Raw genomic sequence first — 21,368 nt, 5'->3', positions numbered from 1 at the left:
TATTGTTGCGCCGGGTGTTTTCAGCCTGTCGCAATGGTCTGTTCACACGCCTTATTCGTAATCCCGCTCATCGTCGGGCTGTTCCAGCACGGTATAGGCCACGCTGCAGAACAGCGAATTCAGACGCTTCATGTCGCCGAGTAGACCAAGGTGCAGTGAGCTGGTCTCAATGCTCTGCACGTTCTGCTGGTGCAGGCGATCAACATGGGCGTGAGAGTAGCGGCGAATCATCAGGCGGAAGCGATGTTTCGCGCGGCGCAGCCGTTTGGCGCTGGTGACATCATGCGACAGAAACACCGACAGGCTCATTCTGAGGTTGGCAATCAACAGCTCCTGCAGCTCCTGCAGCTCTTTTAATCCCTCGGCAGAAAACGCGCGGCCCGCTGCCAGCGACTTGTCGGCCACATCGCCGCTCATCCGTTCAATAATGTCTCCGGCCTGCTCCAGATTCAGCGACATCTCGATAATTTCGCCCCAGCGGCGCGAATCCTCTTCGGGGAGATCCTCTTTTGGCATCCGCGCCAGATAGAGCTTGATGGCGGTATAGAGCACATCGACATCATCATCCAGCCGACGCACCGTGCGCTCCTCGCGGGATTCGCCATGCACGACTTTATTAAACGCCTCCAGCATCTGTTCCACCACGTCACCGATGCGCAGCGCTTCGCGGGCGGCATTCACCAGCGCCAGCGCCGGGGTATCCAGCGCGCTGCGATCGAGATGCTTAGGCTTGAGGTGCAGTGCGTTATCGACGTCGTCGGCAATCATACGACGGCAAAGGCGCGCCATCAGGTCAGCAAACGGCACCATCGCCACGCAGCGAATCAGGTTGTAAAACACATGGAAGAAAATCACTAACTCTTCATCGTTAACCGGCAGCTTATCAAGCCAGGTAGCCACAATATCGACAAACGGCAGGATTACGATGCAGCCAACGAACTTAAATAGCAGGCTGCCGAGCGCCACGCGTTTACCGGCGGCATTCGAGCCGCTGGCGTTGATCATTGCCAGCAGGCCACTCCCAAGGTTGGCACCAATCACCAGACAGAGCGCGACCTTGAACGAAATGACCCCGGTGGCGGTCAGCGTTGCGGTGATCAGCACGGCGGCCAGACTGGAGTAACTGATAATGGCGAATACCGCACCCAGCAGTGCATCAAGCATCACGTCGCCGGTCAGGCTGGAGAAGAGGACCTGGACACCGGCGGCCTGGGTAATCGGACGAGCCGCTTCAACAATCAGCTGCAATGCCAGCAAAATCAGGCCCAGACCAATGCTGGCCCGGCCTAACTGACCGGCGCGGGTCTGCTTGCGGCTGAGGAAAAAGACCACGCCAAAAAAGATAAACAGCGGTGAAAGCCAGGAGAGATCAAAGGTCAGGATACGCGCCATGATGGCGGTACCGACATCCGCACCCAGAATCACTACCAGCGCGGGTGTCAGGCTGACCAGATTCTGCGCCACAAACGAGGTGACCAGCAAGGTCGTGGCGTTGCTGCTCTGCACCAGGGTGGTCACACCGATGCCCGCCAGAAACGCCATCGGTTTTTTTTCTATGCTGCGGCTCAGGACGCGGCGCAGATCGGCACCATAGACCCGCATGATGCCGGTTCGCACAATATGCGTGCCCCAGACCAGCAGGGCCACTGCAGAGAGTAGATTAAGCAGGGTTAACACGTGGTGTCGCTCCTTGTGTCAGGCTGCAAGCAGCACAGACTGCCAGCCTGACAGAGAGAGCAATCTGTGAAAGGGGATTGCCGTACTATGCGTGATTTTTTCCTGTGTTTTAAGCAACCTGGCGCAAAGTCGACATCTCTAATTGTAGACCAATCTTCCTGCCTGCGGGGTGCAAATCCGCCGCCGAGCGGTTTAGCACATCCACTGAAAGTTCGACGTCATGCGCGCGGATCCGATAGCGGATCACGTTGCCCAGCAGACTGTGGCTGAGAATTTCCGCAGGAATGCCCTGGTCTGGCGCGGTGAACAGCATCGATTCCGGACGAATGGCCACCTGGCTATTAAAAGGCTGACCGGTCAGTCGCGTTGCCTGTTCAGCACTCAACAGGTTGTAGTTGCCAATAAATCCGGCGGCGAACAGATCGACCGGCTGGGTATAGAGTGCTTCGGCGTCGCCGTTCTGCACGATTTTGCCCCGGTTCATCAGCACGATGCGATCGGAGAGCGTCAGCGCCTCCTCCTGGTCATGGGTCACGAACAGGGTGGTGAGATTCAGCTCACGCTGGATGCGCCGGATCTGATCGCGCAGATGACGACGGATACGCGCATCCAGCGCCGACAGCGGCTCATCCAGTAGCAGCAGTCGCGGACGCGTCACCAGTGAACGCGCCAGCGCCACGCGCTGACACTGCCCGCCCGACAGCTGGTGCGGATAACGGCGCGCATAGTCGCTGAGTTCAACCAGCTCCAGCACCTCCAGCACCCGCTGGCGGATTTGTGCTTCGGGCAGTTTCTGCATCTTCAGGCCAAACGCGACGTTCTTCTCCACCGTCATGTTGGGAAACAGCGCATAACTCTGGAACACCATGCCGATGGCGCGCTTCTGCGGGGCCAGCGGCACAATATCTTTGCCTTCCAGCCGGATTTCACCGCTGTCGACGCTGGTTAGTCCCGCCAGACAGCGCAGCAGCGTTGATTTACCACAGCCGCTGGGGCCAAGCAGGGTGACAAATTCCCCTTCAGCGGCGCTGAAATCGATCTGCTCGAAAATGGGCGTCGGTCCATAGGACTTGTTCAGCTCTCTGACCTCAAGGTAACTCATATTCAGCCTCGTTCGGGATTCAGGGCGTTGGCCAGCCAGGTGACCAGCAGCACCACAAAGAAGTAGGAGATCACCAGCGCGCTGGTGAAGTGACCGCTGCCGTTACGCATGTTGAAGAGGTAAACCTGCAGGGTTTCATAGCGGTTGCCGACCAGCAGGTTAGCGAAGACAAACTCACCAATCAGAAAGGAGAAAGAGAGCAGTACGGCAATCAGCATCCCTTTGCGCAGGTTGGGGAGCACCACCCAGATCGCTGCCTGCCAGGTACTGGCCCCCAGCAGCTGTGCCGCATCAATCAGCTCTTTGAGATTGATCGCCTGCATATTGTTCGACAGTGCCCGGTAGATAAAGGGGAGTGCGATAGTGAAATAACAGCCAATCAGAATCCACGGCGTGCCGGTCAGCATCAGTGGTGACGACGAGTAGAGCTGGAGTAATCCCACGGATGACACCACTGGCGGCACGGCGAACGGCATCAGGATCAGGATGTTCATTACTGAATCCAGCCGGGGAAAGTAGTAAGCAATTACAAACATGGCAGGCAGCACCAGCGCTAGCGAGAACAGCAGCGCACCAAAGCAAATCAGCAGCGAATGGCCCAGCGCCGTCAAAAATCGCGGGTCGCTCCAGAGCTGGATGAACCACTTCAGGCTGTAGCCCTGCGGCAGAATGGTATTGCTCCAGTCGGAGGAGATTGCATAAAGCAGCGTGGCCAGCAACGGCAGCGCCAGCAGAGTAAAGAGTAACCCGACCATGATTCGATGATAGAGGTGCTCAGCACGTGACATGACGGCTCCTTTCATGGCTGTTTCGCATTGAGATAGCTGCGGCGCACCAGATACTGCTGTACCAGGGTAATCAGCGCCATGATAGCCACCAGCAACATTGCCAGCGCGCTGCCGGTGTTGGGATCCAGCGAGATATCACCGGAAACCAATGCAGCGATGCGTACCGGAACCACGTTGAAATTACCGGTGGTCAGGGCGTAAATCGTGGCGTAAGCGCCGAGGGCATTCGCCAGCAGAATCACAAAGGTTCCGAGCAGCGCCGGGAAAAGAATTGGCAGTCCGATGTGCCACCAGTAGCGCCAGCGGCTGGCGCCCAGTAGTGCGGCCGACTCCTGCCACTCTTTTTTCAGCCCGTCGAAGGCGGGATAGAGCAGCAGCACGCCCAGCGGAATCTGAAACCAGGTGTAGACCAGTACCATGCCGTTGCGCGAGAAGAGTCTGAAGCTCTCAATCACACCATAATGGCGCAGCAGCAGCGTCAGGCAGCCGTTCAGCCCCAGCAGAATCACAAAGGCAAACGCCAGCGGGACACCGGCAAAGTTACTGGTCATGTTGGTAAAGGAGATAAGAAAGCGCTGCAGTCGTCCGCCGCCGAGCTGATGCAGCGAATAGCCGGTGACCAGCGCAATCAGTAATCCCCAGACGCTGGACCAGAGCGAGATATCCAGCGAAAATCGAAATGCCTGCTGGTAGAAGGGTGAGGTGAGGATGTCGTGATAGTTATCCCAGCCCCACTGGCTGTTCATGTCACTCCAGAAGCTGTTGATGGCGATCCACAACAGCGGTGCCAGCTGGAAGGCGACCCAGAACAGGGTGAAAGGTAACAGCAGCAGCAGTGCGACGCCTTTTCCCTTCATCTTTGTGACTCCGCCAGCAGGCCGCGGCAGACCGGCTTGTCATGCGCCACCTCAAGCAGTTCACACAGCGTGCCACACAGGTCGGTTTGCTGCGGCGCAAGGTCAGGCTGCAGCGAGAAAGCATGACCAAAGACAAACAGCGGCACCGTGGTCTCCTCCGGCAGAATCCCGCCGTGGGAGCGATCGTCATTCATGCCGTGATCGGCGGTCACCATCACCTGATAGCCCTCGGCCAGCCACAGCGGCATCCACTGCGACAGCAGGCCGTCGGCGATACGTGCCCGGTTGCGGTACTGCGGCGAAGAGAGCCCCGACTTATGACCGGCATCGTCGATATTCATCGGGTGGATCAGCAGAAAATCGGGATCGTGACGCAGCCGCAGGCTCTCCGCATCTTCAAACAGATGCGAGTCAGGATAGCTATCGTCAGAGTAGAAGTGGCCGAACTGAATGGGCAGGTCCGGCGCATCGGTGTGACGATCGCGCGCCGGAACGAACGGAGTGCGGTTGTAAAGCTCACTCACCCAGTGGTAGGCCGCCGCCGCCGTAGTCAGGCCCGCCGCACGCGCAAAGTGAAACACGCTGCGCTCGCGACTTAACCGGCTGACGCCATTATGAATAATGCCGCTTCTGACCGGCGGAACCCCGGTCAGAATGCACTCATAAAGCGGGCGCGACAGCGACGGCAATTCACAGGTCATACGGTAATAGAACCCGTTGCCCTGTGAACATTCGGCATGCAGGTAACCCATTGCATGTTGTGCGACCTGATTGCTCAGGCCGTCCAGCACTACCAGGATGGTCTTCATTCCGTTCTCCCTGCCGCGAATTACTGCTGCATGTTGATGATGACGTTTTCCTGCCACAGGCGCGGCAGCATTTTCGACGATTTATCCCAGGCAGCCTGATCCTTAACCGGACGGGCATTTTTATATTCTGATTGCGGCAGCAGGCGAGCCTGAACGTCTGCTGGCAGCGTCAGATGCTCAGCACGAATCGGGCGGGCATAGCCTTTAGCCAGATTGATCTGTCCCTGGTCTGAGAAGATATATTCGCGCGTCAATTTTGCGGCGTTAGGGTGTTTCGCATATTTGTTGATGATGGTGGTGTAGCCGGAGGTCACTGAGCCATCAGACGGAATCACCACTTCGTAGCGATTTCTGTCAATCTGGTCGCGGTAGTTAAGGGCGTTAAAGTCCCACACTACTGCCATCTGCACTTCACCTTTTTCAATGTTGGCAATCACCGGATCGGTCACGCCAAGACGCCCCTGTTTTGCCAGATCGGCAAAGAAGGCCAGCGCCGGTTTCAGGTTCTTCTCATCACCGCCTAAGGCGTAGTTGGCAGCCAGGACGCCGTTGGCCGCCTGAGCTGCCACGCCGACGTCACCGATAGTAACCACATACTTACCTTTCTTCAGATCGGCCCAGCTGTGGGGGATATCTTTAACCTGCTGCTTGTCGATCAGAAAAGCGATGGTGCCGGTATAAGCCAGTGCCCAGTTACCCTCTTTATCTTTGGCCCAGGCCGGAATCTGATCCCAGTGCGTCGGTTTGTAGGGCTGGGTTACACCCTTCGCGACAGCGATTGGACCAAAGGCGGCGCCCACATCGCCGATGTCAGCGCTGGCGTTCTCTTTCTCTGCATCAAATTTCGCCAGCTCCTGCGCCGATGACATATCGGTATCGCTGTGCTTAAGGCCATATTTGGTGCTGATGTCGTTCCAGGTATCTTTCCAGTTGGCCCAGCTGTCTGGCATCCCGACGCTGTTGACCTGACCTTCACTGCGGGCCGCTTTTTCCAGCGCGGCGAGGTCGTTATCGGCGGCCTGCGCAACGGGCAGGGTGAGGACTACAGCACTGGCTACTACAGAGGCGATAAACGCTTTCATCTCAGTTGCTCCGGGTGTAAGTTGATGGGCCTGGCTGGTCTAGTCCAGCAAGAACCGAGCCAATGTAGCCCCTCTATATGAACGATTTATGACAAAGCGGCGCTGTGCGGGGAATGGGCGATGAAAGACGTGGCGCGTTCGCCCGCCACAGGCGTGTTTATCTGACCAGTAAAAGTGCGAAGTCGCACCAAAATGAGGCTACTGTTGTGGAGTCGATAGCACTCAAAACGGCGGATGCGATAGCCAGCGCACTGCTGACACGCATTCAGGCAGGTGAGTTCAGCGGCGGACGCCTGCCGGCAGAGCGTGCCTTAAGCGAGGCGTTCAGCACCACGCGGATTACTCTGCGGGAAGCGCTGGGCAAGCTGGAAGCGCAGGGGATGATCTACCGTGAACTGCGTCGTGGCTGGTTTATCGCACCGCCGCGTCTGATCTACAACCCGCTGCATCACAGCCACTTTCATGCCATGGCGACGCAGCAGGGGCGTCAGGCAACCACTGAGGTGATCGCCGCTGAGCAGGTCGCGGCGCACGAGAGCGTAGCCACTGCGTTGCGGCTGGCACCCGGCTCGGCGGTTTACTGCATACGCCGCCTGCGGCGCATTGATGGGCGTGCGGTGCTCTATGTTGAGCACTACCTCAACCCCCGTTTTTTCCCTGGCCTGCTTGATGAAGACCTGACCCGTTCCCTGACCGATCTCTATGACCAGCGCTACGGTATTCGTTATGGCGGCGCGCGTTTTACGATTATGCCAGGCCCTTTACCCGAGGTCGCAGCGCCCACACTGAATGTGGCACCGGGCAGCCCCGGCTTGCTGATCACCCGCATCAACCGCAATCAGCAAAAAGAGGTGATTGACTGCGATTGTGAATACTGGCGTTACGATGCGCTCTGTGTTGATGTGGAGGCCTGAGGCGTTATTGTGATTTGCGTCACACTCGCGCATGATGCTGCGCTAATAACTCCTTTTTAAAGGCGCAACATGAGTGACAAAAATCCTTTGGCCCGCCACCTTGCAACGGTACTGCAATGGGTGCTGAATCTGGGGCTACTGAGTCTGGCGATTATCCTGATCGTCTTTTTAGGCAAAGAAACGATTCATCTGGCAAACGTGCTGTTTAACACCAGCGAGCAGGCTTCCTCCTATCTGCTGATTGATGGAATCGTCATCTATTTCCTCTATTTCGAATTTATCGCCCTGATTGTTAAGTACTTTCAGTCGGGCTATCATTTTCCCCTGCGCTATTTTGTCTATATCGGGATCACGGCGATTATCCGCCTGATCATCGTCGACCATAAAAATCCCTTCGATACGCTCTGCTACTCTGCGGCGATTCTGATTCTTGTCGTCACCCTGTGGCTGGCAAACAGCAACCGGCTGAAACGCGAGTAATCCTCCTGCCGTCTGACACGACGGCAGGTGTTCGCATCGCCTCTCTGCGCTAAACTAGCGACCTGAAAATTATCGGGAGTGGTGCTATGTCGCAAGACGCACTCAGCTTATTACGTTCGCTCAACTGGCTTTCTCCGTCGCAGGCCACCCTTGCGCCGCCATTGCTTGACTGGCTGATGGAGGAGGATTCAATGACGCGCCGTTTTGAACAGCACTGTCAGCGGGTCACGGTTCAGCCGCTGCGTGAAGGCTTTATCGACGCCAGCGAGTTGGGTGAGGAAAGGGCGTTATTGCCAGACGACGAACGCTTCTGGCTGCGTGAAGTGCTGCTGTTCGGCGACGATCAGCCCTGGCTGGCTGGCCGCACGCTGGTGCCGGAAAGTACCCTCAACGGGCCAGAGGCGATGCTGCAACAGCTGGGCACCCGTCCTCTGGGTCGCTATCTTTTCTCCTCGTCGACGCTGACCCGCGATTTTATTGATCCGGGCCAGGTAGAGGGATTGTGGGGACGGCGTTCACGCCTGCGTCTTTCCGGCAAACCGCTGCTGCTGACTGAACTGTTTTTGCCGGCATCGCCGCTCTATCGCGATCTGGTCTGAGGATTCTGTGGTGCAAAATAGCGTAAGTATGAATAAGTGGCGGGCCTATGCTCGCCTGATGCGTATTGATAAACCGATCGGTACGCTGCTGCTGATGTGGCCAACGCTCTGGGCGTTATGGCTGGCGGATATGTCGATTCCGCCGCTGCCGGTGCTGGCGGTGTTTGTGGCCGGGGTTTTCGTGATGCGAGCAGCCGGTTGTGTGATCAATGACTACGCCGATCGGAAAGTCGATGGTCACGTTGAGCGCACAAAGCACCGTCCACTGGCCAGCGGCGCGGTCAGTGCAAAAGAGGCTAAGCTGCTGTTTGTGATTCTGGCGCTGGTGGCGTTTGCGCTGGTGCTGACCATGAATCTGATGACGATTATGCTCTCCGTCGTGGGGCTGGCGCTGGCCTGGGTCTATCCCTTTATGAAGCGCTATACCCATCTGCCGCAGGTCGTTTTGGGTGCCGCGTTTGGCTGGGCAATTCCCATGGCGTGGTCCGCAGTTAGTGAGTCCTTACCTCTGGTCTGCTGGCTGGTATTTATCGCTAATATCTGCTGGACGGTGGCTTATGACACGCAGTATGCGATGGTGGACCGGGATGATGATCTGAAGATTGGTGTGAAATCGACGGCGATTTTATTTGGTCGCTTCGACAAGCTGATCATTGGCCTGCTGCAACTGGCGACCCTGCTGCTGATGGCGCTGGTGGGCATGATGCTGCATCTGAATGGTGCCTTCTACTGGACGCTGCTGCTGGCGGCTGCGCTGTTTGTTTATCAGCAGAAGCTGATCGCCGGGCGCGAACGTCAGCCCTGCTTTCAGGCTTTCCTGAATAACAACTACGTCGGGATGGTGCTGTTCCTGGGCGTACTGATGAATACGCCGCCGTTCAGTCAGCTGTTCTGAAAGTTTTGGGCATAAAAAAGGCGACCTCATGAGGTCGCCTTTTTACAATGCGCGCGGGGGTCAGTCGTGCGCCACCGCGGTTTCAATCGTCATGCGGACATCACTGGTGACCAGGTCAGCCAGAATATGCCAGGTCGCCAGGGTCTGCGCGACATCGGCATCACCGCTGTCGCTGATATACCCTTCATCACGCAACGTCAGTACCAGTGAGGTAAAGACCGCTTTGTCGAAGAACTCCGGCGCATTGATTCCGTGCAACACTGACAGACGCTGTGCCAGCGTCCGGCTCTCTTTCTCCAGCGTGCCACGGTTAATCGTCGGCTTGGCGCTGAGAATCGAGAAGGTAATGGCATAACGCTGCAGCGTTTCGCGCACACCGGCGGCCAGCAGTTGCAGCGTGCGATAGCGTGCTGCGGTAAAGCGCAACTCACCCGCTTCGAAGGTAATCAGGCCCTGACGTGCCAGCTCCTGACTTACGTCGGTCAGCAGTTGTGGCAGCTCATCGGTCTGCCAGCGCAGGAACAGTTCACTCTTCAGCATCGGATAGACCAGGCTCACCTGACGCAGCAGTTCCGCTTCACTCAGCGTCTGATGTTGCTGAACAATGGCGGCAATCAGCGACGGCATCACCAGCATGTGATGAATGTTGTTACGGTAGTAGGTCATCAACACTGCCTGCTCACGTGGCAGAATGATGATGTCGCCAATACTGTCTTTTTCACTCTCAAATTTGTTCATACCCAGGGCGTGATCCAGCAGCGCTTCTGCGGAAAGATCGGGTACGGTCGCATTGGGCGAATAAGGCACATTACGCAGCAACTGGGTATAGCACTCCAGCTGTTCAATCAGCTGTTCACGGGTTAGTGAGCGCTGACGTGACGCCAGCAGCGCCGTGACACAGAGGTTCATCGCGTTAGCCGCGCCCGCTTCATTAATACGCACCATCAGACTGGCCGCGATGTCATTAACGGTCGGCGTTAACCAGCTCGGACGTTGCGGCTCAATCGGATCGATCGCGTCGCGCCATTCCGGCACCCGCTTATTGAGATAGTTGACCAGCGGCAGCGGTTCGCCGAAGTTAACGTAACCCTGACCGAGATTGCGCAGCTTGCGTAAGCCGCGCACCATCTGCATGAAGCCCTCTTTCTCTTTGGCTGCACCGCGTAGTTCTTTGGCGTAAGTGCCCACTTCCATCACGTGCTCATAACCGATGTAGATCGGCACCAGCGTGATGGGGCGATTTCCGCCGCGCAGCATCGCCTGTAAGGTCATGGCTAAGGTGCCGGTTTTCGGGTCCAGCAGGCGACCGGTACGTGAACGGCCTCCTTCGACAAAGTATTCAACTGAATAGCCGCGGGTGAACAGCTCGCCGAGATATTCGCGGAATACCGTGGCGTAAAGCTTATTGCCTTTAAAGGTACGACGAATAAAGAAGGCGCCCAGACGACGGAAAATCGGTCCGGCTGGCCAGAAGTTGAGATTGATACCCGCGGCAATGTGCGGCGGCACCAGCCCCTGATGATAGAGCACATAGGAGAGCAGCAGATAATCCATATGGCTGCGATGGCAGGGTACATAGACAATCTCGTGGCCATCCTGCGCCAGCTGGCGAACTTTTTCACCGCCATTGACGTTGATGCCCTGATAGAGACGACTCCAGAGCCAGCCCATCACACGGTCGGTGACGCGAATGGCTTCATAGGAGAAGTTAGCAGCGATCTCTTCCATCATCTCAACAGCATTCTGCTGGGCTTTCTCATGGGAGATTTTTTTGCTGCGCGCTTCATCTTCGACGGCTTTTTCAATCGCTTTGGATTGCAGCAGACGATTAAACAGATCCTGACGCGCCGGTAAACGCGGGCCGATCGCCGCCAGTCGCTGACGGGCAAAATGGATGCGTGCCACGCGAGCCAGTTTCTGGGCAATCGACTTGTCCGTACCGTGTTCCGTTGCCATGCGGCGCAGCGAGACGGTCGGCGAGAAGCGGACAAAACTGTCACGTCCGTGCCAGATGACCGCAAAGAATTTCTGCACCCCATTCAGCACACGCAGATGCGGCGTCGCTTCGCCCTGGACTTCACGTCCTGGCGCACGACCAAACATCACGGTGACCGGCAGCATCTGAATATCCAGCTCAGGATTATTGCGATGCAGGTCGAGGTAATCGTGAAAGATTTTTACCGATTCAACGCTGGGCACAAAATAGGGAAATACGCGTGGGCCATTATGAATAAACACGTGGCGCGGCAGCAGCGAACCATCAATCTCCAGCGGAATCAGCGGATCGGGCAGATGATGCCGCAGACACTGTGCGCGTAAAGTCAGTAAGTCAGCCTTCGAATCGTAAGGCAAAACATACATAATAGGTCGGGTCGGATCCAGACCATGTTCAGACACGGGATCGGCCGGAATGGCCTTACTTTTTACCAAAAAGGAGAGTGGTAAATTAAGTAATTTGTAATAGAGTTTACGCCAACCTGACATAGACAACATGAAGCCTCTTGTTAGCAAAGCGCCGCAAGCATACCAGAAAGCGCAGCGAAGATCTGTGGTGGTGCCAATTGCACGCAGCCCAGACATTGACGTCAATTGAATGAAAGGGTTCCCACATCATGGCAAATAATGCCACCGGACTTATCAGAATAGTAAAAGCCGCAGGCTACTCCTGGCAGGGACTGCGTGCCGCCTGGCAGCATGAAGCCGCCTTTCGGCAGGAAGCCCTGGCTGCGCTGGCCGCTATTATTATCGCGTGCTGGCTGGATGTCGATGTGATCGCCCGCATCCTCATGATTGGCGCCGTGGTGCTGGTCGTCATTGTCGAAATCCTCAATAGCGCCATTGAAGCGGTGGTTGACCGGATTGGTCAGGAACATCATCCCCTGGCGGGCCGGGCCAAAGACATGGGCTCGGCGGCGGTACTGATCAGCATCTTACTGGCCCTGTTTGTCTGGGTCGCGCTGCTCTGGACACATTTGCGATAAGCCTTCCATAACGCGCCTGAGGGCGCGTTTTCCCTGACAATCGGTTTCCATTTCGCCAATACCTGTATATACTCACAGCGACTGTATAAACAACCAGGGGGCGGGATGAAAGCATTAACCAGCAGGCAGCAGCAGGTCTATGACCTGATTCGCGACCATATATCTTCAACGGGCATGCCGCCTACGCGTGCAGAGATCGCCGCGCAACTGGGCTTCCGTTCGCCAAATGCGGCTGAAGAGCATCTGAAAGCGCTGGCGCGTAAAGGCGTTATTGAGATCGTTTCGGGTGCATCACGCGGCATTCGTCTGTTAATGGAAGAAGAAGTTTCAGAAGGACTACCGCTGATTGGCCGGGTTGCTGCCGGTGAGCCGATCATGGCGCAGGAACATATCGAAACCCACTACAAAGTGGATCCGGGCCTGTTCAAGCCTTCTGCCGACTTCCTGCTGCGCGTCAGCGGAATGTCGATGAAAGATATCGGGATTATGGACGGCGACCTGCTCGCGGTACATAAAACCCAGGATGTGCGCAACGGTCAGGTTGTCGTTGCACGCATTGATGATGAAGTCACCGTTAAACGCTGGAAAAAGCAGGGTGCTATCGTGCATCTTCTGCCTGAAAACAGCGATTTTGACCCTATCGTGGTCGACACCCGTGCGCAGTCACTGACCATTGAAGGTCTTGCGGTTGGCGTGGTGCGTAACGGCGAGTGGCTTTGATTCTGAGGCCTGCGTGCATTCGCCTTTTCTGATGCTATTCTGTCTGCCCTAATTTTGTTGCCTGCTTTGCTGCAGCGACACTGAGCACGGAACGGCGAATGCGCTTTATCACGGCAACGGATAAAAATCTCTGGCGGCTTGCGCTGCCGATGATCCTTTCAAATATCACCGTTCCCTTACTGGGCGTGGTCGATACTGCAGTTATTGGTCATCTCGACAGCCCTGTCTATCTTGGCGGGGTTGCGGTCGGGACCACAGTGACCAGCTTCCTCTTTATGCTGCTGCTTTTCCTTCGAATGAGTACCACTGGCCTGACGGCGCAGGCGTTTGGTGCGGGCGATAAAACCGCTCTGGCACGCGCGCTGACGCAGCCGCTGATCATTGCGCTGCTGGCCGGCGTGCTGTTCATCGCATTGCGTTATCCGATTATTCAGCTGGCGACCCATCTGGTAGGTGGCAATCCTGATGTACTGGAACAGGCGGCGCTGTTTATTCAGATTCGCTGGCTCAGTGCACCTGCCACGCTGGCAAACCTGGTCATCCTGGGCTGGCTGTTGGGCGTTCAGTATGCGCGGGCGCCGGTAATCCTGCTGATAGTGGGCAATCTGGTGAACATCGTGCTCGATCTCTGGCTGGTGATGGGGCTGCACTGGGGTGTCGCGGGAGCAGCAACCGCCACGGCGCTGGCGGAGTACATCACGCTGGGCGTCGGCGGCATCATGGTCTGGCGGGTGTTAAAGCTGCGCGGTATTACGTTTAATCTGCTGAAGCAGAGCTGGTGCGGTGACAGCGGCCGACTGCTGCGACTGAACCGGGATATCATGTTGCGCTCTCTGATGCTGCAGCTCTGTTTCGCCTCGCTGACCGTGCTGGGTGCGCGGCTGGGTCCGGACGTGGTGGCGGTTAACGCGGTATTACTGATGTTCATTACCTTTACTGCCTACGCGCTGGATGGTTTTGCCTACGCGGTTGAAGCTTTTGCCGGCGAAGCGCATGGCGCAAAAGATGGCAGTAAATTGCAGCACGTCTGGCACTCAGCCTGTCGGCAGGCGGTGGTAGTCGCGCTCTTCTTCTCGCTGGTTTATGCCATTTTTGGCCCGCAGATTGTTACCCTGCTGACCTCGCTTGAGTCACTGCAGCAGACAGCTGACCGCTATCTGGTCTGGCAGATAATCATGCCGCTGATCGGCGTCTGGTGTTATCTGCTGGATGGAATGTTCATCGGGGCGACACGTGGACGCGAGATGCGTAACAGTATGGTCGTGGCGGCGGCTGGCTACTTTCTGACGCTGCTCAGCGTACCGTTGCTGGGCAACCACGGTCTCTGGCTGGCGGTGACGGTATTCCTGGCGCTGCGCGGCCTGTCACTGTGGCTCATCTGGCGTAAGCACTGGCGTCAGAACAGCTGGTTTGAGGCGTGATCCAGCAGCGCTGACTCGGGAGGATACGGATTATTCTGTATTATTCTGCATTTTTGAAATTGGCTACTACAATTAACTCTAACAAGCGAAGTTAACCCGCGCTTTGTATCGTTATTTTGTTAAGCAGCAAGATAATTATTTAACCCGAGGATTGGAGGTCTGCCATGAACAAAGATGAAGCGAGCGGTAACTGGAAGCAGTTCAAAGGCAAAATGAAAGAGAAATGGGGCAAGCTGACCGACGATGATATGCAGGTTATCGAAGGTAAACGCGATCAGCTGGTCGGTAAAATCCAGGAACGCTACGGCTATGCAAAAGATGAAGCAGAGCGCGAAGTAGCAGACTGGGAAGGCACCAATAAAGATTACCGCTGGTAATCAGCGCATTACCCGATAGCCCGCTAAAATCCTTCCGGCGCGCCTGCACCGGAACAGTACAGGGACGGAACCGCACAAGGATGTGCCCGTCAGCCGCGTTTTCCCCGCTTTTTACCCTCATCCTGATGATTATGATCGCAACTCTCATGGTGCGTGCAGGCTTCAACGACGGCACAACTTTCACATAAACCATGTGCTTCAATCACGCTGTGGCGTAATGCAAACTGCGCTTCACCCGCCAGTGTCGCGATAATCTTTTCTACGCCCTGTGCCTGTTTCTCAGTAACGGCTGCACAACGGTCACAGACCAGCATGACTGACGTATGTGCCGGTGCTTCAAAGTGGTGACACATGACGTAGCTATTGTTGGATTCCACCCGATGAATGAAACCCTGTTCCAGCAGAAAGTCCAGCGCCCGATAGACCGTGGGCGGCTTAGCCTGTGGTTCGCTGACGCGAAGTTGATCCAGCAGGTCGTAGGCGCTGATAGAGCCCGGCTGTTCCGCCATCAGGCGCAACACCTCAGCACGCTGCGAAGTCAGACGCACACCGCGCTGCAGGCACATTTTTTCGGCCTGAATCAAAATTTGCTGCGACGTCAGGTTGGTCATGAAAATTCTCCGCTGGATAAGTGATGTTATTTTATCACACATAGTTTCGCGGTGCTGAGGTTGGTTTTTGTCTGATAAAACAGCATTATTCGCCTGATAAAGCAGCATATTTAGAATTCAGCCCGCTTTTTATCTCAAATATGACGATAATTCAGATCCATTCTGCAACCGTCTGAAGCGGAATTTGTTGGCATTTTGCTTTGCATCTCACTGAGTTAAGAAGTAATGTTCAGAAAGACTTAAGAAAAGTCTGGCATTGTTTGAAATGCACCGATGCAGTCTGAACTATTACAACGGTTTTTTGATTGGAAAACGTCCAATCCTTTGAATTAAGACACTGTTTCCTTTGAATTCACAGCAATAACGCGTTAGCCAGGGTTCACAATAGGGCTAACAAACTATTCAGTCGTTGAATGTTTCAATGACAATTTCTCAGGTGATGGCAGGCAAATGGTGAAAAAATCCGCTCAACGTTCAGCGCTGAAGTACTCCGCTGTAGTGACCGCGCTTTTCCTTTCTTCTTCCGCCATGGCGGCAGGGACCTGGTACGATGCACGTAATGACGCCATGGGTGGCACCGGCGTAGCATCTTCTCTTTATGGTTCCGCAGTGCTGGCGAACCCGGCATTGATGACGCGTGCTAAACCCGACGATAACGTCAGCATTATTGTTCCTTCAGCGGGTATTCAGGTTACTGACAAAGATAAGCTGCTTGATAAAGTCGATGATATTTCGGACACCGTGGATCGTTACCGCACAGTGCTGAATAACTTTACGCCAGCGGATTTCTTCCGCGGCTACCCTGAATTACGCGCCGCCTCCGGCGATGTCGCTAACAAACTCAGCGATTTGCGTGGCAACAAAGCGGATGGCAGTGCGGGTGCGGCCGTGGCCGTGACCATCCCCAATGAGACCCTGCCTTTCGCCTTTATCACCAAAGCCTACGGAACCGCGCACGTCCGCGCCAATGTCGTACAGGGTGATATCGACTATCTGCGCGGTGTTGCTGACGGTACGCGGTTCCCACGTCCTGGCGATCAAAATAACCTGCGCTCCAGCGCCAATGGCCTGGCGGCACTGACCACCGATTACGGTGTCGCGGTGGCGCATGAGTTCACCATCGCCGGTCAGCCAGTATCTGTTGGTGTGACGCCAAAAGTGCAGAAAACCTGGCTCTATAACTATACCGCCAGCATCTACAACTACGACAAGAACGACATCAACAATAGTAAGTATCGCAGCACCGACACCGGCTTTAACGTTGATGCCGGTCTGGCGACCACCTTTGCTGAAAACTGGACGCTGGGCGTGACCGGACAGAACCTGGTTTCACGCGATCTGCAGACCAGAGAGGTCAATGGTTACCGCGACACCTACCAGATTCGCCCGCTGGTCACCACCGGTCTCTCCTGGGATAAAGGTCCGTTTACCGTGACGGGCGATGTGGATCTGACGGAAACCAAACGCTTCAAAAGCCAGGATAACAGCCAGTATGCGGCGGTGGGCGCGGAATACCGCGTATTTGACTGGCTGCAGCTGCGTGGCGGTTATCGTGCGGACATGCGTTCTCACGACGAGAATGTCGCCACAGCAGGTTTTGGTGTGTCACCGTTTAACAAAGCCGTCCATCTGGATCTGGCTGGCTCAGTGGGTGCTAACAACACCTGGGGCGCGATGATGCAGCTCGGCTTTAACTTCTAACCGCGTTATTCAGGCTGTCGGGGTCGGGCGATGCACTATCGCCCGACCTTGTGTTATCCTTGCACAGAATTCCATCATCTTTAATTACCGGATTGCCTGCGCTTCATGTCTAATTTCTCTTCGCAACGCTTCTCTATTGCCCCTATGCTCGACTGGACCGATCGTCACTGTCGCTATTTTCATCGTCAGCTGACCGGCGATACGCTGCTCTACACCGAAATGGTGACCACGGGCGCGATCATTCATGGCAAAGGGGATTACCTGGCTTACAGTGAGGCGGAACATCCGGTCGCATTGCAGCTCGGTGGAAGCGATCCGGCGGCGCTGGCGCAGTGCGCGAAGCTGGCAGAGCAGCGTGGCTACGATGAAGTGAACCTCAATGTCGGCTGTCCCTCCGATCGCGTACAAAATGGTCGTTTCGGTGCCTGCCTGATGGCCGAAGCGAATCTGGTTGCGGATGCCATTAAAGCGATGCGCGACGTGGTCTCCATTCCGGTCACGGTGAAAACCCGCATCGGGATTGATGAGCTGGATAGCTATGAATTCCTGACTGATTTCATCGGCACGGTGGCGGGACGCGGCGAGTGCGAGACATTTATCATTCATGCGCGCAAAGCCTGGCTCTCTGGCCTCAGCCCTAAAGAGAACCGCGAAATTCCCCCGCTGGATTATCCACGCGTCTATCAGCTGAAACGCGATTTTCCGCATCTGACGATCGCGCTGAATGGCGGCGTGAAAACGCTGGAAGAGGCAAAGACTCATCTGCAACACCTCGATGGTGTGATGATGGGACGTGAAGCCTATCAAAACCCCGGCATTCTGGCGCAGGTCGATCAGACGTTGTTTGGTCGTCAGCATCCGGCGGCTAACCCGGTGGACGTGGTGCGCGCCATGTACCCCTACATTGAAGCGGAACTGGCGAAGGGCACCTATCTGGGGCACGTCACGCGCCATATGCTGGGACTGTTCCAGGGCATTCCCGGCGCCCGTCAATGGCGACGCCACCTGAGTGAAAACGCCCACAAACCGGGTGCTGATGTCCGTGTGCTGGAAGCCGCGCTGGCGCTGGTAGCGGATAAGATCCCGCAGGAAGCCTGATCTGCAATCCCGTCCTGAAAAACCAGCCATCAGGGTTGGTTTTTTTTACGCCACTTTATGGTTTTTTTCGCCAAAGCGTCATGCGGCTTTTGATTTTTATTATATAAAAATCAATGAATTAATGGTTGGCACGCTTCTTGTAATAGCGATAACAATCGATTTCAAAAAAGGAGCGCTGACGTGGAAATATTATTCGTATTAGGGTTTTTCCTGATGCTGTTGCTGACCGGTGTTTCGCTGATTGGTGTGCTGGCGGCACTGGTTGTCGCAACCATCGTGATGTTTGTCGGTGGACTGTTCGCACTCGTGATCAAAGTATTGCCGTGGCTGGTGCTGGCGGTGATCGCTGTATGGCTGCATCGGGCCTTTTTTGGCGACAGCGATGCGCGAGCGCGTCGTAAGCTGAGACGTAAAATCGACAGGCTGGACCGTAAAGGCTGGCGCTAAATGCGGTGATGATCACACTGTGAGAGATTGCTCAGCGCTGAACTGCAATTAACCATACTTTTTACTTATGTTTTCTGGCAGGATGCCTGAGGTCAAATCGATGTGCCATCGACTCGACATGAATTCATCGCCGCTGTCCCTACACCAGCGCGAACAAAAAATAAAAAACAGAAGAGGGCTTCCCATGGGAAGCCCTTTTTGTTGCCTGCAATTACGGGATTAACAGACAGGATCCCTGCGTGGCGCGGCTCTCCAGCAACTGGTGCGCTTTGCTGGCCTCTTTCAGCGCAAACTTCTGCTGTTCCGGCACATCCACTTTAATTGCGCCACTCGCCAGCAGAGAGAACAGTTCGGCGCTGGCGATTTCCAGCTCCTGACGGTTGGTGACATAGCCAAAGAGTGAAGGGCGGGTCACAAACAGTGAGCCTTTTTTATTCAGAATACTGAGATCAACGCCGGTTACCGGCCCCGATGCGTTACCAAAACTGACCATCAGGCCATGACGGCGCAGCGAGTCCAGCGACGCCTCCCAGGTATCTTTACCCACGGAGTCATACACCACGGCCACTTTTTTCCCTTCAGTCAGCTCGCTGACGCGCTGTGCAATGTTCTCTTCGCGGTAATTAATGGTCGCCCAGGCGCCGGCATTTTTCGCCATGGTGGCTTTTTCCGCTGAACCCACGGTGCCGATCAAATGCGCGCCCAGCGCTTTTGCCCACTGACAGGCGATTAATCCGACGCCGCCGGCGGCAGCATGAAACAGGAAGGTCTCACCGGCGCTGATTTTATAGGTCTGGCGCAACAGATATTGCGTGGTGAGTCCTTTCAGAAAGCTGGCTGCGCCCTGCTCAAAGCTGATGGCTTCCGGAAGATGCATCAGGCGATCTTCCGCCACGTTGTGCACGTCACTGTAAGCACCCATAGCCGCCATGCAGTAGACCACGCGATCGCCGGGTTTAAACAGGGTCACACCATGGCCTACGCGCGACACCACGCCCGCGGCTTCTGTCCCCAGGCCTGAGGGAAAATCGGCAACCGGATAGAGCCCGCTGCGAACATAAGTATCGATGTAATTAATCCCGATAGCGCGATTTTCAACCTGCACTTCATGTTCAGCGGGGTCAGCAGGTTCAAAATCCGTCCACGCTAAAACGTCCGGACCGCCATGTGCGCTGAACTGAATACGCTTTGCCATTCTGACTCCTGTGATTGTTTCATCATGAGGGTGAGGCACGCACCCCAACTAAGGTATACTTGCGCGTCCCCACAGAAGATCGGTAATGCATTCACTATGGCAGGAAATAAACCCACCAACAAATCGAACGAAACGCAGGATCGCCAGCTCGCAGGCGTGAAAATGCCCCCGCATTCTCTGGAAGCGGAGCAGTCGGTGCTCGGTGGGTTAATGCTGGATAACGAGCGCTGGGATAACGTCTCTGAGCGCGTCGTCGCGAATGACTTTTACAACCGCTCGCATCGGCTGATTTTTTCCGAGATGCAGCGGCTGCTGGAAAACAGCAAACCCATAGACCTGATTACGCTCTCCGAATCGCTGGAAACCCGTGGTGAACTGGAGATGGCGGGCGGATTCGCCTATCTGGCTGAACTGGCGAAAAACACCCCGAGCGCGGCAAACATTGGCGCGTATGCTGACATCGTGCGTGAACGTGCGGTGGTGCGTGAGATGATCTCCGTCGCCAACCAGATTGCCGATGCCGGTTACGATCCGCAGGGACGTAACAGCGAAGAGCTGCTCGATTTTGCCGAGTCGAACGTCTTTAAAATTGCGGAAGCGCGTGCGGATAAAGATGCTGGCCCGAAAAACATTGAGCAGATTCTGGAATCGACCGTCTCCCGTATCGAATCGCTCTATCAGACGCCGCACGATGGTGTCACCGGCGTCGATACCGGCTATCAGGATCTGAATAAAAAGACCGCAGGCCTGCAGGGCTCTGACCTGATTATTGTCGCCGCACGTCCGTCGATGGGTAAAACCACCTTTGCGATGAACCTGTGCGAAAACGCCGCCATGCTGCAGGAAAAGCCGGTGCTGATATTCAGTCTGGAGATGCCCAGCGAGCAGATCATGATGCGTATGCTGGCCTCGCTCTCTCGCGTCGATCAGACCCGCATCCGAACCGGACAGCTGGATGATGAGGACTGGGCGCGAATCTCCGGCACCATGGGCATCCTGCTGGAGAAGAAGAACATGTACATTGATGACTCTTCTGGCCTGACGCCTACCGAAGTGCGTTCGCGCGCCCGGCGCATCTACCGTGAAAACGGTGGCTTAAGCATGATCATGATCGACTACTTACAGCTGATGCGTGTGCCGGCGCTGTCGGACAACCGTACGCTGGAAATTGCGGAGATCTCCCGCTCGCTGAAAGCACTGGCCAAAGAGCTGAATGTACCGGTGGTGGCGCTGTCGCAGCTCAACCGCTCACTGGAACAGCGTGCTGACAAGCGTCCGGTCAACTCGGATCTGCGTGAATCGGGCTCGATCGAGCAGGATGCGGATTTGATCATGTTTATCTACCGCGATGAGGTTTACCACGAAAACAGCGATCTCAAAGGGATCGCCGAGATCATTCTGGGTAAACAGCGTAATGGTCCCATCGGTACGGTGCGCCTGACCTTTAACGGTCAGTGGTCGCGCTTTGATAACTACGCGGGCCCGCAATACGACGACGAATAATCGCCGGTTTGTGCTGTCATGCACGATCTGTGCATGACAGCACCCATCATCAGAAAATAGTGTTGGACAACCTCTCGGGTAATCGGGTTATCTGTAATAAAGCGACGCCCG

General features: G+C 55.6%; 21 protein-coding genes. 12 read left to right on the top strand and 9 right to left on the bottom strand.

What is annotated here, in order from left to right; translation table 11 throughout:
- Positions 1–51: 51 nt before the first annotated feature.
- The 6 genes from IAI47_RS17950 to IAI47_RS17925 all read right to left on the bottom strand — a co-directional run bounded on the left by IAI47_RS17950 (position 52) and on the right by IAI47_RS17925 (position 6,315).
- Positions 52–1,677 (bottom strand): Na/Pi cotransporter family protein, encoded by a 1,626-nt coding sequence (locus IAI47_RS17950; RefSeq protein ID WP_003855807.1) that lies wholly within the window; start codon positions 1,675–1,677, stop codon positions 52–54.
- A 109-nt stretch (positions 1,678–1,786) separates the two neighbouring features.
- On the bottom strand, positions 1,787–2,779 hold the full coding sequence (locus tag IAI47_RS17945; protein WP_003855804.1) for an ABC transporter ATP-binding protein: 993 nt from the start codon (positions 2,777–2,779) through the stop codon (positions 1,787–1,789).
- Between the two features lie 2 nt (positions 2,780–2,781).
- Positions 2,782–3,567 (bottom strand): ABC transporter permease, encoded by a 786-nt coding sequence (locus IAI47_RS17940; protein WP_003855803.1) that lies wholly within the window; start codon positions 3,565–3,567, stop codon positions 2,782–2,784.
- An 11-nt stretch (positions 3,568–3,578) separates the two neighbouring features.
- Positions 3,579–4,424 carry an ABC transporter permease subunit gene (locus IAI47_RS17935; protein ID WP_003855801.1) on the bottom strand — a complete coding sequence of 282 codons (846 nt, stop codon included), beginning with the start codon at positions 4,422–4,424 and terminating at the stop codon, positions 3,579–3,581.
- Positions 4,421–5,233: an alkaline phosphatase family protein gene (locus IAI47_RS17930; protein WP_003855799.1), complete on the bottom strand. Its 813-nt coding sequence runs from the start codon at positions 5,231–5,233 to the stop codon at positions 4,421–4,423. Before IAI47_RS17930 ends, IAI47_RS17935 begins: the two co-directional genes overlap by 4 nt.
- Positions 5,234–5,253: 20 nt before the next feature.
- On the bottom strand, positions 5,254–6,315 hold the full coding sequence (locus IAI47_RS17925; protein WP_008926600.1) for an ABC transporter substrate-binding protein: 1,062 nt from the start codon (positions 6,313–6,315) through the stop codon (positions 5,254–5,256).
- A gap of 206 nt (positions 6,316–6,521) precedes the next feature.
- On the opposite strand from IAI47_RS17925, the gene IAI47_RS17920 reads away from it, so the two are divergent.
- From IAI47_RS17920 to ubiA, 4 genes are all read left to right on the top strand, one after another.
- Positions 6,522–7,229, top strand: coding sequence for a UTRA domain-containing protein (locus IAI47_RS17920; RefSeq protein ID WP_008926601.1), 708 nt, complete (start codon positions 6,522–6,524; stop codon positions 7,227–7,229).
- A 69-nt stretch (positions 7,230–7,298) separates the two neighbouring features.
- Positions 7,299–7,709, top strand: a complete 411-nt coding sequence (gene psiE, locus IAI47_RS17915; RefSeq protein WP_003855792.1) for a phosphate-starvation-inducible protein PsiE — start codon at positions 7,299–7,301, stop codon at positions 7,707–7,709.
- Positions 7,710–7,795: 86 nt separating this feature from the next.
- Positions 7,796–8,308 carry a chorismate lyase gene (ubiC, locus tag IAI47_RS17910; RefSeq protein WP_003855790.1) on the top strand — a complete coding sequence of 171 codons (513 nt, stop codon included), beginning with the start codon at positions 7,796–7,798 and terminating at the stop codon, positions 8,306–8,308.
- Positions 8,309–8,318: 10 nt separating this feature from the next.
- The gene (gene ubiA / locus IAI47_RS17905) at positions 8,319–9,203 is read left to right on the top strand and encodes a 4-hydroxybenzoate octaprenyltransferase (protein WP_003855787.1); all 885 of its coding nucleotides are present in this window, start codon (positions 8,319–8,321) and stop codon (positions 9,201–9,203) included.
- Positions 9,204–9,263: 60 nt separating this feature from the next.
- Here the strand turns inward: ubiA and plsB are convergent, their stop codons facing one another.
- Complete coding sequence (gene plsB / locus IAI47_RS17900; protein WP_003855785.1) at positions 9,264–11,687, bottom strand: glycerol-3-phosphate 1-O-acyltransferase PlsB; 2,424 nt, start codon at positions 11,685–11,687, stop codon at positions 9,264–9,266.
- A gap of 128 nt (positions 11,688–11,815) precedes the next feature.
- Between plsB and IAI47_RS17895 the strand changes: the two genes are divergently transcribed.
- The 4 genes from IAI47_RS17895 (at position 11,816) to IAI47_RS17880 (ending at position 14,702) form a co-directional block, all read left to right on the top strand.
- Positions 11,816–12,184, top strand: coding sequence for a diacylglycerol kinase (locus IAI47_RS17895; RefSeq protein ID WP_003855779.1), 369 nt, complete (start codon positions 11,816–11,818; stop codon positions 12,182–12,184).
- 105 nt (positions 12,185–12,289) lie between these two features.
- Positions 12,290–12,904: a transcriptional repressor LexA gene (gene lexA, locus IAI47_RS17890; protein ID WP_003855777.1), complete on the top strand. Its 615-nt coding sequence runs from the start codon at positions 12,290–12,292 to the stop codon at positions 12,902–12,904.
- A gap of 98 nt (positions 12,905–13,002) precedes the next feature.
- Positions 13,003–14,325, top strand: coding sequence for an MATE family efflux transporter DinF (dinF, locus tag IAI47_RS17885; protein WP_008926604.1), 1,323 nt, complete (start codon positions 13,003–13,005; stop codon positions 14,323–14,325).
- A 164-nt stretch (positions 14,326–14,489) separates the two neighbouring features.
- The gene (locus IAI47_RS17880; protein ID WP_003855774.1) at positions 14,490–14,702 is read left to right on the top strand and encodes a CsbD family protein; all 213 of its coding nucleotides are present in this window, start codon (positions 14,490–14,492) and stop codon (positions 14,700–14,702) included.
- Positions 14,703–14,791: 89 nt separating this feature from the next.
- Here IAI47_RS17880 and zur read toward each other — a convergent pair whose 3' ends face one another.
- On the bottom strand, positions 14,792–15,313 hold the full coding sequence (gene zur, locus IAI47_RS17875) for a zinc uptake transcriptional repressor Zur (protein WP_008926605.1): 522 nt from the start codon (positions 15,311–15,313) through the stop codon (positions 14,792–14,794).
- A gap of 450 nt (positions 15,314–15,763) precedes the next feature.
- Here zur and IAI47_RS17870 point away from each other — a divergent pair, with 450 nt between their 5' ends.
- From IAI47_RS17870 to pspG, 3 genes are all read left to right on the top strand, one after another.
- Positions 15,764–17,014: a conjugal transfer protein TraF gene (locus IAI47_RS17870; RefSeq protein ID WP_003855763.1), complete on the top strand. Its 1,251-nt coding sequence runs from the start codon at positions 15,764–15,766 to the stop codon at positions 17,012–17,014.
- Between the two features lie 105 nt (positions 17,015–17,119).
- On the top strand, positions 17,120–18,112 hold the full coding sequence (gene dusA / locus IAI47_RS17865) for a tRNA dihydrouridine(20/20a) synthase DusA (protein WP_008926606.1): 993 nt from the start codon (positions 17,120–17,122) through the stop codon (positions 18,110–18,112).
- A 180-nt stretch (positions 18,113–18,292) separates the two neighbouring features.
- Entirely contained in the window at positions 18,293–18,559 is a 267-nt protein-coding gene (gene pspG / locus IAI47_RS17860) for an envelope stress response protein PspG (RefSeq protein ID WP_003855759.1), read from the top strand.
- Positions 18,560–18,770: 211 nt separating this feature from the next.
- Here pspG and IAI47_RS17855 read toward each other — a convergent pair whose 3' ends face one another.
- Entirely contained in the window at positions 18,771–19,754 is a 984-nt protein-coding gene (locus IAI47_RS17855; protein ID WP_003855757.1) for a quinone oxidoreductase, read from the bottom strand.
- Positions 19,755–19,850: 96 nt separating this feature from the next.
- Here IAI47_RS17855 and dnaB point away from each other — a divergent pair, with 96 nt between their 5' ends.
- Positions 19,851–21,257: a replicative DNA helicase gene (dnaB, locus tag IAI47_RS17850; protein WP_003855755.1), complete on the top strand. Its 1,407-nt coding sequence runs from the start codon at positions 19,851–19,853 to the stop codon at positions 21,255–21,257.
- Positions 21,258–21,368: the final 111 nt, after the last annotated feature.

Origin of the sequence: Pantoea sp. MT58, assembly GCF_014495885.1 — a bacterium.
GTDB classification, from domain to species: domain Bacteria; phylum Pseudomonadota; class Gammaproteobacteria; order Enterobacterales; family Enterobacteriaceae; genus Pantoea; species Pantoea eucalypti.
This window is presented reverse-complemented; position numbering and strand designations above follow the sequence as displayed.